This is a genomic window from Synechococcus sp. H55.10, assembly GCF_047502715.1.
Lineage (GTDB): Bacteria > Cyanobacteriota > Cyanobacteriia > Thermostichales > Thermostichaceae > Thermostichus.
This window is the reverse complement of record NZ_JANSJJ010000019.1, coordinates 1-16167: the sequence shown is the minus strand read 5'-3', so window position 1 is coordinate 16167 and position 16167 is coordinate 1. Positions and strand designations below refer to the sequence as shown.

18 protein-coding genes and 1 tRNA gene are annotated in these 16167 nt (G+C 61.2%); 13 read left to right on the top strand and 6 right to left on the bottom strand.

All coding sequences use genetic code 11. The features are described from left to right. Positions 1-9 precede the first annotated feature (9 nt). Positions 10-798, bottom strand: coding sequence for an ABC transporter permease (locus NW858_RS02070; protein ID WP_414332756.1), 789 nt, complete (start codon positions 796-798; stop codon positions 10-12). Between the two features lie 698 nt (positions 799-1496). Between NW858_RS02070 and NW858_RS02065 the strand changes: the two genes are divergently transcribed. Next, the gene (locus NW858_RS02065) at positions 1497-2174 is read left to right on the top strand and encodes a TIGR03943 family putative permease subunit (protein WP_414332754.1); all 678 of its coding nucleotides are present in this window, start codon (positions 1497-1499) and stop codon (positions 2172-2174) included. A gap of 1 nt (position 2175) precedes the next feature. Here the strand turns inward: NW858_RS02065 and apcB are convergent, their stop codons facing one another. Continuing rightward, complete coding sequence (gene apcB / locus NW858_RS02060; RefSeq protein WP_414332752.1) at positions 2176-2679, bottom strand: allophycocyanin subunit beta; 504 nt, start codon at positions 2677-2679, stop codon at positions 2176-2178. 237 nt (positions 2680-2916) lie between these two features. Then, positions 2917-3816, bottom strand: a complete 900-nt coding sequence (gene truB, locus NW858_RS02055; RefSeq protein WP_414509777.1) for a tRNA pseudouridine(55) synthase TruB — start codon at positions 3814-3816, stop codon at positions 2917-2919. A 100-nt stretch (positions 3817-3916) separates the two neighbouring features. Between truB and NW858_RS02050 the strand changes: the two genes are divergently transcribed. Then, entirely contained in the window at positions 3917-4918 is a 1002-nt protein-coding gene (locus NW858_RS02050; protein WP_414332750.1) for a DMT family transporter, read from the top strand. 10 nt (positions 4919-4928) lie between these two features. Here NW858_RS02050 and trpS read toward each other — a convergent pair whose 3' ends face one another. Continuing rightward, a complete protein-coding gene (trpS, locus tag NW858_RS02045) occupies positions 4929-5924 on the bottom strand; it encodes a tryptophan--tRNA ligase (RefSeq protein WP_414332748.1) in 996 nt (331 codons plus the stop codon). A gap of 116 nt (positions 5925-6040) precedes the next feature. Between trpS and NW858_RS02040 the strand changes: the two genes are divergently transcribed. The 3 genes from NW858_RS02040 (at position 6041) to gatC (ending at position 7345) form a co-directional block, all read left to right on the top strand. Next, on the top strand, positions 6041-6325 hold the full coding sequence (locus tag NW858_RS02040) for a chlororespiratory reduction protein 7 (RefSeq protein WP_414332746.1): 285 nt from the start codon (positions 6041-6043) through the stop codon (positions 6323-6325). Between the two features lie 112 nt (positions 6326-6437). Next, positions 6438-6959: a photosystem I assembly protein Ycf3 gene (locus NW858_RS02035; RefSeq protein WP_414332744.1), complete on the top strand. Its 522-nt coding sequence runs from the start codon at positions 6438-6440 to the stop codon at positions 6957-6959. A 92-nt stretch (positions 6960-7051) separates the two neighbouring features. Next, positions 7052-7345: an Asp-tRNA(Asn)/Glu-tRNA(Gln) amidotransferase subunit GatC gene (gene gatC / locus NW858_RS02030; RefSeq protein WP_414332742.1), complete on the top strand. Its 294-nt coding sequence runs from the start codon at positions 7052-7054 to the stop codon at positions 7343-7345. Positions 7346-7432: 87 nt separating this feature from the next. Here the strand turns inward: gatC and NW858_RS02025 are convergent. Then, a tRNA-Ser gene (locus tag NW858_RS02025) sits at positions 7433-7517 on the bottom strand. A gap of 214 nt (positions 7518-7731) precedes the next feature. On the opposite strand from NW858_RS02025, the gene scpB reads away from it, so the two are divergent. Then, entirely contained in the window at positions 7732-8274 is a 543-nt protein-coding gene (gene scpB / locus NW858_RS02020) for an SMC-Scp complex subunit ScpB (RefSeq protein ID WP_414332740.1), read from the top strand. Positions 8275-8298: 24 nt separating this feature from the next. On the opposite strand, the gene NW858_RS02015 is transcribed toward scpB, so the two are convergent. Beyond that, positions 8299-9543, bottom strand: a complete 1245-nt coding sequence (locus tag NW858_RS02015) for an ATP-binding protein (RefSeq protein ID WP_414348016.1) — start codon at positions 9541-9543, stop codon at positions 8299-8301. A gap of 404 nt (positions 9544-9947) precedes the next feature. On the opposite strand from NW858_RS02015, the gene NW858_RS02010 reads away from it, so the two are divergent. The 7 genes from NW858_RS02010 (at position 9948) to rpiA (ending at position 16026) form a co-directional block, all read left to right on the top strand. After that, on the top strand, positions 9948-10730 hold the full coding sequence (locus NW858_RS02010; RefSeq protein ID WP_414332736.1) for an SH3 domain-containing protein: 783 nt from the start codon (positions 9948-9950) through the stop codon (positions 10728-10730). Between the two features lie 44 nt (positions 10731-10774). Then, on the top strand, positions 10775-11728 hold the full coding sequence (locus tag NW858_RS02005) for a hypothetical protein (RefSeq protein WP_414519557.1): 954 nt from the start codon (positions 10775-10777) through the stop codon (positions 11726-11728). Between the two features lie 70 nt (positions 11729-11798). Next, on the top strand, positions 11799-12332 hold the full coding sequence (locus NW858_RS02000; RefSeq protein WP_414332733.1) for a hypothetical protein: 534 nt from the start codon (positions 11799-11801) through the stop codon (positions 12330-12332). 2 nt (positions 12333-12334) lie between these two features. Beyond that, complete coding sequence (gene cbiM / locus NW858_RS01995) at positions 12335-12979, top strand: cobalt transporter CbiM (RefSeq protein ID WP_414332731.1); 645 nt, start codon at positions 12335-12337, stop codon at positions 12977-12979. Beyond that, complete coding sequence (gene cbiQ, locus NW858_RS01990) at positions 12966-13799, top strand: cobalt ECF transporter T component CbiQ (RefSeq protein WP_414519554.1); 834 nt, start codon at positions 12966-12968, stop codon at positions 13797-13799. Before cbiM ends, cbiQ begins: the two co-directional genes overlap by 14 nt. 124 nt (positions 13800-13923) lie before the next feature. Then, positions 13924-15303, top strand: a complete 1380-nt coding sequence (rimO, locus tag NW858_RS01985; RefSeq protein ID WP_414519551.1) for a 30S ribosomal protein S12 methylthiotransferase RimO — start codon at positions 13924-13926, stop codon at positions 15301-15303. Between the two features lie 30 nt (positions 15304-15333). Next, the gene (gene rpiA, locus NW858_RS01980) at positions 15334-16026 is read left to right on the top strand and encodes a ribose-5-phosphate isomerase RpiA (RefSeq protein WP_414332726.1); all 693 of its coding nucleotides are present in this window, start codon (positions 15334-15336) and stop codon (positions 16024-16026) included. The last annotated feature ends 141 nt before the right edge of the window (positions 16027-16167 follow it).

Genomic DNA, 16167 nt, shown 5'->3' with positions numbered 1-16167 from the left:
AGAGGGGGGCTAGCGGGAGCGGCTGAGCAGGGGAAACCCCATCACCACGACCAAGGTAGCCAGGATGATCACGGTGGAGAGGGCGTTGATCTCCGGCGTCACCCCCCGCCGCGCCGTGCTGTAGATGAGGATGGGCAGGGTCTGGCTTTCCGGCCCGCTGGTGAAAAAGGAGATGACAAAGTCATCGATGGAGAGGGTAAAGGCCAGCAGCGCCGCGGCCAGGATCCCCGGCCTGGCCAGGGGCAAGGTTACATAGCGCAGCTTCTGCCAGGTGTTGGCGTAGAGGTCGTAGGCGGCTTCCTCCAAAGCGGGATCCAAAAGCTGCAGGCGGCTGCGCACCACGATGGCCACAAAGGCAATCTGAAAGGTGATGTGGGCCAGGATCATCGTCCCCAAGCCCAGCTCAAACCAGCCGGTGTAGGCGCGCACAAACTGGTAAAACAGCAGCAGCGTAATCGCCATCACAATATCAGGGACAGTTACCGGCAACAGCAGCAACCCCTGCACAATCCTTTGGCCGGGGAAACGGTAGCGGTACAGCCCGTAGCCCAAGAGGGATCCCAGCACCGTGCTCACCAGAGTGCTGACTCCAGCCAAGACAAGGGTATTTTGCGTGGCCTGCCAGATCGCGGCATTGCGAAAGAGAGCCAAGTACCAATCGAAGGTAAAACCCGTCCACGCCAGGCCAAAGCGGGCGCGGTTAAAAGAATAGACGGCAATCAGCACAATCGGCAGGTAGAGAAAGCCATAGATGGCATAGCTCACTCCCCGCAGCCAGATGGGTACCCTCGGCAACATTTGGTTGTGCTATCTCGGTTGTGTCTATCTCACTGTAGAGCAAATGAGGGCAACTCCCCAGTTTCAGGCATCCGCTTGCAACCATGCCTACACGCTAAAGCCTCTCATCAATACTCTCATCAATTCAATATGAGGTTATTTGTGACTGAATTCGTTGAATTGACGATGGGATCCCGACAGCTTTGACATACTCCCCACAGCCGTACAGTTTTTTCTGACTTCACGGAAGTTCTGTAGCCAATCTGGATCTTCACAACACAAGAGATAGATCTACATTGGCTTATTAGATAACGCTGGAAAAAGCTGTAGCTTGCTAGGGCTTACGATCCACCACAGGCAAACCGTCCAGCAATAGACAGGGTAATCACGGTGCTTTTTGTAAAGTTGCCGATCAGGAACGTGGGCTAAACGAAGTTTTTTGCTGAGCTCTATTTGGGTGAACCTCAATACCTGTGACCGTGAAATCGCAGTAAAGACCTTGCCCATTCTCGCCACACAGGTAGTGGAAAATTGCGCGAGGATTGCTAAACTTGGGCTCGGAGTGGTGTGAAAAAGGTGTAACCATGCCCAAAAGCAGTTCTAGTCCTATTCGGGAAAAACAAAACCCAGAGGGAGTGCGTATCAAAACCAAGATTATGTCTTGGCCCAGGAAACTGTTGGCGTGGGGCCATATAGCCTACTGGGAGGCGTCCGGGTTGATGTTGCTCGGGATCCTGCTGATCGTTTACCGCTGGCGGGGTACCCTGCTGATGTTGATCAATCCCGGCTACGTGAATGTGGCTTTGTTGGCCGGGCTATGCCTGCTGGGCTTGGGGATTGGCCGTTGGCAAGGAGCGAAAGTCGCCTCTTCTGAAGCCCACGCCTCGCTGTTGGGACCGCAGCTGGGCGCAGGACTGCTGATCCTGACGGCACTGCTGGGGTTTTGGGTCGAGCCGCGACCGCTCTCCAGCCAAACTGCCCTCAACCGAGGGGTATCTCCCTACCTGGGGGTATCTCGTAGCCAGCCGCAGGCTTTTCGTCCCAAGCTCGACCCGCGTCAGCGCACTCTGCTGGATTGGGTACGCACCTTGGATGTCTACCCGGATCCCTACACCTACACAGGGCAGCCGGTGCGGGTACAGGGGTTCGTCGTTCCCGACCCGCGGCCCGACCACTTTGTTATCGCTCGCTTTTTGGTCAGTTGCTGTGCTGCCGATGCCTACCCTGTGGGCTTGCCGGTGCGCTGGCCAGAGGCAGAACAGTTAACTGCCGATAGTTGGCTGCGTCTGGAGGGACGCATGGCCGTAGAGCGGCGGGATGGCCAATCTCAGTTGGTGATCGTCGCCGAGCAGGTGGAGCCAATACCGGTGCCGGCCAATCCCTACGCCGACGAGTAGGCTAGATATCGGTTTCGCTTAGTTTGCTGCTCATGTAATCGAAAGGCTCGGCCACAAAGCTGTAGTCTTCGCCGGAGCCGAGCAGCTCCAGGGTGCGGGTTTTCATGTTTTGGATCCCAATCACCGTCGGGGCGATGGGCACGCCGAGGGAGTTGTAAGTTTCCCGCAAGCCGGCCAAGACTCGCTCATCCAAGACGCTGTTGTCGGCAGCCACCAGCGCATAAGAAGCGTAGCGCAGGAAGTAGTCCATATCCCGCAAACAGGTGGCGTAGCGGCGGGTGGTGTAGGCGTTGCCGCCCGGACGGATCAGATCCGGCACCTGGGCAAACATAGCTGCGGCAGCCGTCTTGACAATGTCCACCGAGTTGAGATTAATCACCTGCACTGCCTTGATGCGCCGCAGCCCTGAATCGTAAAAAGCTTTGAGCGCATCCATCGCATTCCGGTCCAAGTAGCGGCCCGCCAGGTCGTAGGTTTTGATCAGTGTGGTTACGGCATCCCGCATATTCTCAACTCCGTTCCTGTAACTCTATGTAAAAGTAGCTTGAGATGCAAAAGTGAGAAAAGATTGAGAAGAGATTTTGTCGGCAACGTCCAAAGGCCACCCTTGGAAAATCGAGCCGGAGCCCAACAACGGCAGCGCTCCGAGCTCCCCACTTGCCCCCAGAAGTTTAGCATGCAGGGGGTTCTTTCCCGCCGAGACAATGGCCAATGTTGTTACGAAAATGTAATGTTTCTGCAACTAGGGATCCGGCGGCAACACCCGCAGCGGCCTGAGCTGACCTGCTTGGCTGTGCCCCAAGCCCAAAAATTCCCCCTCTCTGCTCATGACCCGCAAGGTCTCAGCACCGGCCTGAGCAGGATCCAGGGGAATGGCCTGACCTTGCCGCCAGCGCTGGGCCTCAGCCGGAGATAGGGATACTGAGTCCCAATCGCGAAATCCCCACTCAATCGGCAGCAGGGCGGCGGCGGGATCGGCGGATCCCTGCCATTGCTCCAGGGGCAGGCTCTCCTGGACGCGAAAGGGGCCACTTTGCAGCCGTCGCAGGCGGCTCATCAAGCCTCCGCAACCCAATTTCTCCCCCACGTCGCGGGCGAGGGCGCGGATGTAGGTGCCGGGGCCACAGGCAATCTCCAGGTCCACTTCCGGGAAGTTGCCGGGGCGCCAGCCCAGGATCCGCAGGTGCCGAATCACTACTCTCCGCGGCTCCAGCCCCAGTTCTGAGGCCTCTAGCCCGGCCCGCGCCAGCTCGTAGAGCTTTTTCCCCTGCCGCTTGATGGCGCTGTAAAGGGGCGGCACCTGCTCAATCTCGCCGACAAACTCCCGCAAACAGGCCGCCACCTGCTCGCAGCTCAGCTCCGGACAAGGGGATCCCACCTGGATCTGCCCCTCGGCATCGTCGGTGTCGCTGCGCTGCCCGAAGCGGAAGGTGGCCCGATAGACCTTATCCCCCGGCAGAAAGGCCAAAAAGCGCGTCGCCCGCCCCACGGCAATGGGCAAAACCCCCGTCGCCGCCGGATCCAAAGTGCCGCCATGCCCCACCCTGCGGGTGCGCAAGACCCGCCGCACCACCGCCACACAGTCGTGGGAGGTAAGCCCTGCTGGTTTATCCAGGTTGAGAAAGCCCTCCAGGGATCCCATGCCAGGCATCAACTTGCATCAACCAATAATTAAGATTTGTAACCGAACTGCCGCAGCGCTTAACATGGGGTTAACTTCCGTCTGCGAGTTTGAAGCACCCATGGCTCAGTCTTACCTGCTTTCTCAGCCTATCTGGCAACGCCTGTTGATGATTGCCCCCTTTTTCCTGTGGGGTTCGGCGATGGTGGCGATGCGGGATGCCCTCTCTGAGACCACCCCTCTCTTTATCGCCATTCTGCGGCTCTTGCCGGCTGGGATCCTGGTTTTGGCCTTTCGGCTTTGGCAGGGACGGGCCGCCGGGGTGTCTCAACCCTGGCATCCGCAGGGGCGGCGGGGGTGGCTGTGGGTCTTGGCCTTTGCCCTGGTGGACGGCACCTGTTTTCAGGGATTTTTGGCGCAAGGGTTGAGAGAGACCGGCGCCGGGCTGGGATCCGTGCTGATCGACTCGCAGCCGCTGGCGGTGGCTCTGATGGCCACCTGGTTTTACCGCGAGCGGATGGGAGCGCTGGGCTGGCTGAGCTTGGGGATAGGGGTGGTCGGCATCGGCCTGATCGGCTTATCTGGCGGGGGATCCCTGCAGTTGGGGGCTGGCGTCGTCTGGATGTTGCTGGCATCCCTGTCGATGGCCATCGGCACCGTGATGATGCCCAAGGTGGCGGAGGTGGCGGATCCGGTGTTGGCGACGGGCTGGCACATGGTGTTGGGCAGCCTGCCCTTGATCCTGCTCTCGGCGCTAACAGAAAGCGAGCAATGGCAGCACCTGAGCGGTGCCCACTGGCTGGGCCTGCTCTACGCTTCGGTGATGGGAAGCGCTGTGGCCTATGCCCTCTTCTTCTATTTCGCCTCCCAGGAGAACCTCACCGAATTCAGCTCCCTGACCTTTCTCACCCCCATCTTCGCCCTGCTGTTCGGCAGCACCTTCTTGGGGGAATCGCTGACGCGGCTGCAGTGGTTGGGAGTGGGTATCACCCTGGTCTGCGTGTATTTGATCAACCACCGGCAAGAATGGCAGGAGCGCCTGCGCTTGGCCTGGCCAGGGATCCTCTCGGAGCTGGGCCTGGAGTTCAGCACCGTCGAGATCCGCGATGGCAACCGCGACTAGCAGGGATCCCTTAGGGGGGTAGGAACCCCATTGCCTCTCGCACCCTTTGCAGCGTTGGCTCGGCAACAGCGCGAGCCTTGGCAGCATTTTCCCGGATCAGCGCCAGCAGATAGTCGGGGTTGTTGCAGAGATCCCGGTAGCGCTGCTGAATGGGCTCTAGGGCAGCGATGATGCTGTCTGCGAGGAGAGGCTTGAACTGTCCCCACCCCATCTCGGCACACTCAGCCGCCACCGCCTCCTTGCTTTTTCCAGAGGTGAGCATGTAGATCGTCAGCAAATTGTGGGCTTCAGGACGAGCCGGATCGTCAAAGACAATGCCCCGAATGGGGTCGGTCTTGCATTTTTGGATCTTCTTGCGGATGGTATCCGGGTCATCCAAGAGATGAATGCGGCTGAGATCCGAGGGATCCGACTTGGACATCTTGCGCGTGCCATCGGTCAAGCTCATGATCCGCGCCCCCTGTGGGCGAATCAGGGCCTCTGGGATCACAAACACCTCGCCAAAGCGGTCGTTAAAGCGGCGGGCAATATCCCGACACAGCTCAATATGCTGCCGCTGATCCTCCCCCACCGGCACATACTTGGGCTGGTAGAGCAAAATATCCGCCGCCTGCAAAATCGGGTAGCTGAACAGGCCAACGCTGGTCTCCTCTCCCTGTTTTTCTTTTTTCTCCTTGTATTGGATCATGCGCTCCGCCCAGTTCATGGGGGTGATGGTGTTGAACAGCCAGGCCAGCTCCGTATGGGCAGGCACGTGGGACTGCACGAACAGCACACAATGCTCCAGGCTGAGGCCACAGGCCAAATAAAGGGCAAACAGCGAGCGGGTGCGCTCCCTCAACAGCTTGGGATCCTGAGGGACGGTGATGGCATGTTGATCCACAATGCAAAAAAAGTTCTCGTAGTGCTCCTGCTCGGCCACCCAATTTTTAATCGCCCCCAAGTAATTGCCCAGGTGCAACTCGCCAGAGGGCTGAATGCCAGAGAGGGTGCGCGGCTTAGCCATAGGAAAAGCAGATCTCAAATGCCAACAAGACAAGAGCAAGGAAAGTCTTTATCAGGATACCAAGAGAGGCGCAACCCGTTGGTTCATGATGGATAGAAGACGCCCAGCCCAACACCATGTCAGACTCGGAACCCGAACTGTTGCGTGCCGCCAACCACTATGTGCTGCTGATCCCGGGCTTGCCGGAGCAATTTCTCAGCCCTGAGGAATTGCAGGAGTTCCTCGTGCGGCTGTTGCAAGAGCACCCCCACCTGGTGGATGCAGATCTGGCCCGCTACCCCACCCCCCAAGCGCAGGCGCAGCGGCTGATCGACACCGCCTGTGAAGTCGAGGTTTCCCCCGGCGAAACCCTGCAGTGGCATCCTGTGCGCCTGAGCAAGCGCCCCTCGATACCGCCTTGACAGACCAGGGGCTCGTTTGTGAAACCAACGGGGCTGTGTTTCGGATCCCGCCTTGGACGTGATACAACGCAAGAGAGAAATCTTTAGTCCCAAGTTCTAAAAGGGGTCAGCCATGCCGCGCAGCATGAAGAACGACAACTTCATCGACAAAACCTTTACCGTCATGGCCGATCTGATCCTGAAACTGCTGCCGGGGGTGAGTTCTGAGCAAAAGAAAGCTTTTGCCTACTACCGGGATGGCATGGCCGCTCAGAGCGAAGGGGAATACGCCGAGGCTCTGGAAAACTACCGAGAAGCCCTCACCCTGGAGCAAGGCGAAGAGGATCGTAGCTACATCCTCTACAACATGGGCCTGATCTACCAAAGCAACGGCGAACTGGACAAGGCCCTGGAGTACTACCACCAAGCTCTGGAGTTGAACCCACGACTTTGTTCTGCCCTGAACAACATCGCTGTGTTGCTGCATCATAAAGGCGAGCAGAGCCTGCAGGCCGGAGATGAAGAAACGGCAGAGGCCCTGTTTGACGAGGCCGCTCAATACTGGATCCGCGCCATTCGCATTGCCCCCAACAACTACATCGAGGCCCAAAACTGGCTGAAAACCACCGGGCGCGCCAACCTCGAGTTGTATTGAGTCTGCCTGCCAAAGGACTCTGTACCACCAACGCGAACGGTTGCTCTCAGCTACCTTAAGCTAAGTTAATGATCTGCGCGCCGGGGGGAAGGATGCTGAAACGGGAAGGGGTACAACATGTCGCTCACTTGGCTCGTCTGGAGCTAACCGAGGAGGAAGAGATCCAGTTCACCGAGCAACTGGCAGACATCTTGGCCTACGTGGAACAACTGAAAGAGCTGAATACGGAAGGGGTGGAGCCCACCTTCCATGCCCTGGACATGGAGCTGCCCACCCGCCCCGATGAAGTCGAGCCCTATCCGGATGTCGAAGGGATCCTGGCCAACGCTCCCGACCGGGCGGATGTGTTCTTCAAAGTGCCCCGCATTCTGGACGCAGAAGACTGACGTCGCCAGATTACCTTAGGCTGGCCCAAGGGAGTAGGGGCGTGGTAGGGGCCGCCGGACAGCATTGTGGGTTACTCAATAAAGCAACGGAGAGGGTGGGATTCGAACCCACGGTGGCGTGAACCACGGCAGTTTTCAAGACTGCTTCCTTAAACCGCTCGGACACCTCTCCAATTCTCTGGGATCCCCAAACCCTATTTATGCTACGCAATTGGCTTCAGGTTGTGCAATTGTACTCCGCACCGAGTAGCGCGATGGGCGGGAAAGCAGGCCATGGCATGGTTTAGCATAGCAACGCTCGCCTTGGCCCAGGCCGCCCCAGCAGGGATCCCTCAGCCTGCAACTGCTGCTATGCTACGGGACAAGTAGGCGGATCCCTTGTCGCTATGGCCTCGCGTCGTTCCAAGTTGGTTTTGGATCCCGGATCAGAGGTGGAGGGGGGGCGTCTCTTAGCCCTGAAAAACCAGATTGAGGCAATCCTCTACCTGAAGGGGCAGCCGTTGGCCCTATCGGCGCTGGCTCAATTGGCCCGCTGCAGCCGCGATGAGGCCTATGATGCGCTGCTGGAGTTGATGGAAGACTATGCTCACCGCGACTCTGCCCTGGAAGTATTGCAGGTCGGGGAGGGGTTTGCCCTGCAGTTGCGAGAGCCGTTTTTGGAGCTGGCCAACCAGCTCTTGCCCCCCGAAATCGGGGTGGGCGCTGCCCGTACCTTGGCGACCATCATCCTGCGGGGGCCCCTCTCCCAAGCCGAGTTGGTAGAGTTGCGCGGTCAGGGCGCCTATCAGCATGTGGCAGAGCTGGTGGAGAAAGGCTTTATAACCCGCTACCGCAAAGAAGGCAGCCGCTCCCCCTGGTTGCGGGTGACGGATAAGTTTCATCGTTACTTTACGGTAGACAAGCTGGCCAATCCCTTCCCCGAAGAATAAACTTCCCGCAACGCGGCCAGCGATTCATTCGTTCCCTTTTGCCAGCCCTGCCCGAACGGCATCCAAAAACTGACGGGCGGTGCGACCGGAAAAGCCGTTTTGCTGCTGCGCCCAGATCAGGGCCCGGCGACGCAGGGCCGCCAAAGATTGAGCGAAACCCAGCCGCTGCGCCAAGTGTTCTACAGTTGCCAAGTAATCGTCTTGAGTGAACGGAGGGAAGGTGAGGGTGAGGCCAAAGCGATCCTGCAGCGACAGCTTTTCCTGCACCGTATCCCAGGCGTGGACTTCTTGATCTTGGGGGTTGGGGCGGTCGGCGAAAAACTCGCGGACCAAATGGCGGCGGTTGCTGGTGGCATAGAGGCGGACGTTGGGCGGCGGCGCGACGAGATCCCCCTCCAGGAGCACCTTGAGCTGCTTGAACTCGGTTTCGTCGGCCTCGAAGGAGAGATCGTCCACAAACAGCACAAAGGGCAGCCCCTGTTTCCTCAGCTCCGCCAAGATCTCCGACAATTGCATCAAGTCAGTTCGTCTCAGCTCCAGAAGGCGCAGCCCCTGAGGGCCGTAGCGGCGCAACAAGGCCTTCACCAACGAAGACTTGCCGGTGCCCCGCGCCCCGTAGAGCAAGACATGCAAAGCCAGATCCCCCCGCAGCAGCGCTTCGGTGTTGGCGGCCAACTGCTGCTTCTGCCGTTCGTAGCCGTAAATCTCATCCCAATCGGGCAGGTCGGGAGCCGGGATCCCTTCTAGCCCTGCTGGCCCCCAGCGAAACGCCCAATAGCGAGCACAGATTCCTACCCCTCTTTGGCGGTAGTGGGCGATCAACGCCTCCAGGCTCAGGCCCCAATCGGCAAAAGAGCGCGGATCCCAGCCGGCGCAGTCACTGTCCCCATCCGGCCAAGGGATCCCCAGGCCCAGCGCCTGCATCTGCTCTTCGATGAGCTCCTGGCTCTCGGCCAGGATCTGTAAGCAGCGGAGATCGTGCCGTGCTGCTTGCAAAAGGGGTGTCGGGATCTCCCCACCTCGCAGCGCCGCGCGGGCAAAGGGGTTGTCCGCCCAGCGGATCTCCTGGATCAGCCACTCCCGCCAGCTCAGGTTTTGCTGGGCCAAAAGCTCAAACCAGCGCCCGTAGGCCGCCCAGCAAGGCAAGGGCTCCCCGGCCATCAACTGCTGGATCAGCTCCTGCCAGCCCAGGGCTAGGGGATGGGCGCAGATTTCTCGAAACAGCAACAGCTTGGCCGCCGCTTCCGCCGCTTCTTCGAGGGGAGTCATCGCTGTGGTTGAGATTGGGCATAGTCGCTATGTTGCCGCGATAACGGCAGTGCAGTAAAGCCTTGCAAGACAAGGTTGGTTTTCTGGCTCATCCCCATCGTTGGCGTAGTGTGCCGGCGGCAGGGAGAATCGCCAGACGGGGGGAGTCTCTGTATCCCCATGCTCATCTTGGTCAAATGGGGGGTCGCCCACCCACAAGGGTGTCTGCTCTGCTTCCCCTGGCTATAGAGGCGGGGAGTTGACGCGATTCTGTTCAAGCCAAGGTCAGAAGCAAAAGTCGGCATCTTTGAAGATGTTATAGATTGGGATGCGAGTGCTCTGAATCTCGTAGATCCCCGGTTGCTGACAGGGATCCCAATGGGTTTTGCGGTTCTTGTCTGCAGCTTTGCAGGGAGGTACTTTGGATGGCTAACTACCCAATGCGAGGCCGTTCTTCTCCTGCTTCTGACCATTTTCCCTTGGGCACCTTGGTGGTGGCGAGCGTCTCGGTTGGGGCTCTGGCCGCCTTGGGTTGGCAGTTGTGGCAGATGGTCGCTCCGATGTTGGCCCCCCCGCCCCCACCCCAATTTCAGCGGGCGATCCGCCCGGATCCCTTGCCGAGCCCAACCAGCTTTCCCCCTCCCCTGTCTGCCCCTGCTGCAGGCACCCTTGACCCTGAAGGATTTCCCCCCGGCAGCCGCGGACGGGTGATTGAGCCGATTGGCCTGGCGATCCGCAGCCGGCCCTCCGCCGATGGAGCCTACCAGGGCGGGATTGTGGTGGGGGAAACGGTGACGGTGTTGGAGTATAGCGCCGATGGTCGTTGGCAACGGGTGCGGCGGGAGTTGAACGGTCAAGAGGGCTGGGTGCGGGCGGGCAATTTGGGCCCTGTGGAAGGGGCGGCAGCCTCGGCATCTGCTGTCTCTACCGTTTCACCATCGACAGTTCAGTTGACTCAACCCAGGCCTGAGTCCACCCACTCTCCTGGAGCAACAAGCGTTTCCCCCGGTGAGCGGGGGCGGGTGATCGAGCCGATGGGTTTGGCGCTGCGAGCCACTCCCGACCGGGAAGGGGCCTACATGGGCGGCCTGCCCCTGAATGAGGTGGTGACGGTGTTGGGCCTGAGCGAAGATGGCGGTTGGCAGCGTATCCGCCGCGAGAACGGGCAAGAGGGCTGGGTGCGGGCCGGGAACCTGGCGCAGGAGTAGCAAGATGCCCCAGCGGGGGATTGTGGTGCCCCGAAAGTTTGTGTTTGGCTAGGTCAGTAGCGCTGGCCGAACTCCAGGTGAAGCAACTCCTCTCTCCGTCGTGGGTCATTTCCTCCAGGGATCCCTTGGCCAGAGGGCTGGCTCTGGTGGCCCTGGGGCTGGGAGCCGGCATGACAGCTTGTCGTCCGCCTGTCGAGTCGGGGCCAGCTAGGGAGCCGCAGGCGATCTCTGCCTCGGCCAAAGGCACGCTGGAGCTGTGGGCCAACGGCGAAGCGTTCGTGCGGGAGGGGTTGGTCTCCAAAGACGGCTGGGCGCTGCAGTTTGAGCATGTGTACGTGACGCTGGCCGACATCACGGCCTACCAGACGGATCCCCCTTTTGAAGGGAAAGGGGAGCTCCAGGCCAAGGCCTTAGTCAACCTGACAGGCCCCCTCACGGTGGATTTGGTGCCAGCGGCGGGGGCAGAACGGGTTCTGCTGGGATCCCTGGAAGCTCCCCCTGGGCACTACAACGCCTTGGCTTGGCGGCTGGTGCCGGCAGCGGAGGGGCTGGCCAAGGGCTACTCCCTCTGGATCGAGGGCACAGCCCGGCCAGCAAAAGGGGAGGGAGAGGGGATCCCCTTTGTGCTCAAGTTCAGCCCTGAGCTGGCCTTCGTCTGCGGCGAGTATGTGGGGGAAGCGCGCAAGGGCTTTGTCCAGGCGGGCCAGGTGGCGGATCTGGAAGTGACTTTCCACTTTGACCACCTGTTTGGGGATGGCAGCCTACCGCCGGAAGATGACCTCAACCGGGCGGCGCTGGGGTTTGCCCCGCTGGTGAAGCTGGATCCCCTCTCCCTGGAGCAGCGGCTAAAGGGGGGATCCGACCCTCTGGTCTGGGACGACCTGCAGGAAAGTGGGACGGCGTCCGAAACCCTCTTGGAGATCCTGCAGAACTTGGGCCACGTGGGGGAGGGCCACTGCCGCGCGTCCTCTGACCGTCTTGGTGGGACGGGATCTTGACCTTAGGTCTTTGCCCTCAAGCCTGGGTGGCTTTTGCAGTCGAGAGATTGTCCTCTACTTTTGCCGACCCATGAACTCAGTCTGGCCAAATCGCCTCCCTTTCTACGCTTACTGGCAACTGAGCTGGCTGGCCTGCGGCCTGCTCTTGTCTGCTCCGGCTTGGGGGCATGGGGTGGAGGCCTCTTGGCGGGCCGTCCCCACTTTCGAGATCCAAGCCCGCTACGATTCCGGCGAGCCGATGCGTTCTGCCCGCGTCACGGTGTTTGCGCCCACCGATCCCACCACCCCTTGGCAGGAAGGGCAAACGGATGAGCAGGGGCGATTTCTGCTGCAGCCGGATCCTGAGCTCAAGGGACTGTGGCAGGTGCGCATTCGCCAGGCCGGCCACGGCGGGGTGGTGAACGTGCCGGTGGGCGAAGCGGCTATGCAGGCAGAAGGGATCCCCAACGGCTCCTCCTTTGGCCCTGTGCAGCGGGGGGTTATGGCTGCCTGTGTCATCTGGGGGTGCTTGGGTACGGCCCTGTTCTTCTCCCGGCCCCGTCCCTCCCAAGGCCCAGAACTCCCCGACTCCTCAGGGGGTGTTGCCGCTTTGAGCCAGGACTAGCCATGCACATCAGCGAGGGCCTTCTGCCAGCACCGCTTTGGCTGGGGGGCTATGGCATCACTGCCCTGCTGACGGGTTGGAGCCTACACCTCCTCCAGCGGTTGGAAAAGGATCCCCGCCGCCAACTGCCCAAAGCGGCGCTGCTGACCGCCGCCTTTTTTGTCGCCTCCTCCATTCACCTGCCTTTTCCCCCGGCCAGCCTGCACCTGCTGCTCAATGGCTTGCTGGGCGTGATGCTGGGGGCCTTGGCCTACCCGGCGATTGTGGTGGGCCTGTTTTTTCAGGCGGTGGCTTTTGGCCACGGGGGGCTAACCACCCTGGGGATTAACGCCGCCATTATGGGGATCCCGGCGCTCTTGGCAGGGGGGATCTTTCGAATGGGCCGACGGCGGCTGGGAGACGGGTTGGCAGCCTTCTGGGCGGGGGCGGCGGGGGTGGGGCTGGCGGCGCTGCTCTTCTACGGGGTGGTGATGGCTGCTCTCCTGGGCGAGGGGACGGTCTCCACCCAAGCAGAGCGCTTGGCCTTGGGCAGCTTGGTGATGGCCCACCTCCCTTTGGCGGCGGTGGAGGGGCTGTTTACCTGTTGGGTGGTGCGGTTTTTGCAGCGGGTGCAGCCGGAGCTGCTGGGAGAAGATGCCAAAAGATAGGGCCGAGGCCGTCATCTCCCAGGATCTCAGGGGAACGCAGTTCTCTCCACCCGCTCCCCTCCTTCCCTCCCCCTCTTGGCTTCACCGCTGGCGGCCTTTGCCCAAGCTGGTGGGCCTGGGAGCCCTGATGGCAGCTTTTGCCCAGGTGCAGCGCTTGGCCTTGCTGCCCCTGGCCTGGGCGCTGCTGGCTCTTCTCTGGGCGCTGTCGGGAGTACCGCTCAGCCGAGGACTGAAACGGCTGGCCGCCCCAGGCGCTTTGCTAATAGCTCTCGTCGCTCTCCTACCGTTAGTTATGGGGAACACCATCCTCTGGCAGTGGGGATCCCTGGCTCTGCGGTGGGAGGGGCTGGAGAAGGCGCTCTATGTCGTTGGGCGCAGCCTGGCTTTGTTGGCGCTGGCGACGCTGCTTTTGGAGACCACCCCCCTGCTGGAACTGTTGGCGGCTTTGCGGGCGCTGGGGATCCCCGACCTGCTCTTGGAGTTGGCCTGGCTGACGCAGCGCTACCTGCAGGAGATAGGCGCCCAGTGGCAGCAGATGCAGCGGGCAGCTTGGCTGAGGGGCTGGCAGCCGCGGGGATCCCTGTGGCGCCCGGGCCCGGCCTTGCGCCAAGACCTGCCCTTCCTGGCTGCTGCCGTAGGCACTCTCCTAGTGCGCAGCTACGAGCGCTCTGAGCGCGTCTATCAGGCGCTGCGCCTGCGGGGCTACGGAAAAGCGCCCTTGCTCCCAGAAGAGAGGGCAGGGGATCCCTGCAGTTGGGCGGCCAGCGGTCTGGCAGTGGCTGTGGCTCTTGGCTTGGTGTGGGTTCAACTTGGGGGGTAGCCCGATTGAGCTGGTTGGCAGAGGAGTTCAGAAGCGAAACCTAAACTAGAATAAGAAAACTTTCATTTCTGCTGTCGCCATTCTCTCGGCCTCTCCTGTGGCTATGAACCGGTTGGAGACCGCTTTGCCTACGCCCTCTCGCAGCCCTGCCGCTCCCCCAAAGAAAGCGCCGGCAGTTGCCGTTGTGCACCTGGGCTGTGAGAAAAACCGGGTGGACACCGAGCACATGCTGGGCCTGCTGGCCCAGGCGGGCTACCGGGTGGAAGGCGACGAAGACAGCGCCGACTACGTCATCGTCAACACCTGCAGCTTCATCGAGGCGGCGCGGCGGGAGTCGGTCAGCACCCTGATGGAGCTGGCGGTACAGGGCAAAAAGATCCTCATCGCCGGCTGCTTGGCCCAGCACTTCCAAGAGGAGCTGCTGCGGGAGATCCCGGAGGCGGTGGCCATCGTCGGCACCGGCGATTACCACCAGATCGTGCAGGTGATCGAGCGGGCGGAGCGAGGGGAGCGGGTCAACGCCGTCACCTCCAGCTTGGACTACATTGCCGACGAGACCGTCCCCCGCTATCGCACCACCCATGCGCCGGTGGCCTACCTGCGGGTGGCCGAAGGATGTGATTACCGCTGCTCTTTTTGCATCATCCCCCACCTGCGGGGCAAGCAACGCTCCCGCCCCATCGAGTCCATTCTGCGGGAGGCGGAGCAACTGGCCGCAGAAGGGGTGCAGGAGTTGATTCTCATTTCCCAGATCACCACCAACTACGGGATCGACCTCTACGGGGAGCCGCGGCTGGCCGGGCTCATCCGCGCCCTGGGCCGGATCCCCATCCCCTGGATCCGCATGCTCTATGCCTACCCCACCGGCATTACCCCGGCAGTGGTGGAGGCCATTCAAGAGACGCCCAATTTCCTGTCCTATCTGGATCTGCCGCTGCAGCACAGCCACCCGCAGATCCTCAAAGCCATGAACCGCCCCTGGCAGGGCCAGGTCAACGACCGGGTAATCGAGCGGCTGCGCCAGGCGCTGCCCAACGCCGTGCTGCGCACCAGCTTTATTGTCGGCTTTCCCGGCGAGACGGAGGAGCACTTCCAGCATCTGTTGGACTTTGTGCAGCGCCACCAATTTGACCATGTGGGGGTGTTTACCTTTTCTCCTGAAGAAGGCACACCCGCCTACCACCTTCCCCAGCAAGTGCCGGAGCCCCTTAAGGAAGAGCGCCGCGCCCGCCTGATGCAACTGCAACAGGGGATCGCCTTCCGCCGCAACCGCGAGCAGGTGGGGCAGGTGGTGCCTGTGCTCCTGGAGCAGGAAAACCCCCGCACCGGCGAGTGGATTGGCCGTTCCCCCCGCTTTGCCCCTGAGGTGGACGGGGTGGTGTACGTGCGCGGGCCGGGATCCCTGGGATCCCTGGTGCCGGTGCAGATTACTCGCGCCGAGCCCTACGATCTCTTTGGCCAGGTGGTGGCAGCGCCGCAGGGCTTTAGCTGGAGCGGGCGGTAGAATAATTCGGTTGGACTCCGGAAAGGCGAGATGGCCAGTGCAGATGAGCTGAAACAGGCAGCAGCCCAAGCGGCGGCTCAAAAGGTGCAGTCAGGGATGGTGGTGGGGCTGGGCACAGGATCCACGGCTGCTTTTGCGGTGAGCGCCCTGGCGGAGCGGATGCAAAAGGAGGGGCTGCAGTTCATCGGTGTGCCCACCTCGGAGCGCACAGCAGAACAAGCCCGCTCCCTGGGGATCCCGCTGGCCACCCTGGAGGAGCAGCCCCGCCTGGATCTGGCCATCGATGGAGCCGACGAAATTGAAGTGGGATCCCTGAACTTGATCAAAGGAGCGGGGGGGGCTCTGCTGCGGGAAAAACTGGTAGAGGCCAGCGCCGCCGAGCTGATCATCATCGCCGATGCCTCTAAGAAGGTGACGCATCTGGGCACTCGCTTCCCGGTGCCCGTGGAGGTGGTGCGCTTTGGCTGGAAAACCACCTTGGCGCGGGTAGAGGCTATTGGCTGCGCGGCCACTTTGCGGTTGAATGCCCAAGGGGATCCCTACCTGACGGATGAACAGCACTACATCCTCGATTGCCAATTCGGCCCCATCGCCGATCCCGCCAAGATCGCCGATCAACTCAAGGGGACGGTGGGGGTGGTGGAGCATGGCCTGTTCATCGGCATGGCCCAAGAGGCGATCATCGCCCTTCCTGAGGGAATTGAGACGCTGCAACCAAGCTGATCCCGTACCCAGTTGCGTATTGGCATCATGTCCAATCGTCATGAAACGGTTCGTTAACTCCCCTCTCCCGCTGGGAGAGGGGCTGGGGGTGAGGGAGCGCTCCCGCTGGGAGAGGGGCTGGGGGTGAGGGAGCGCTCCCGC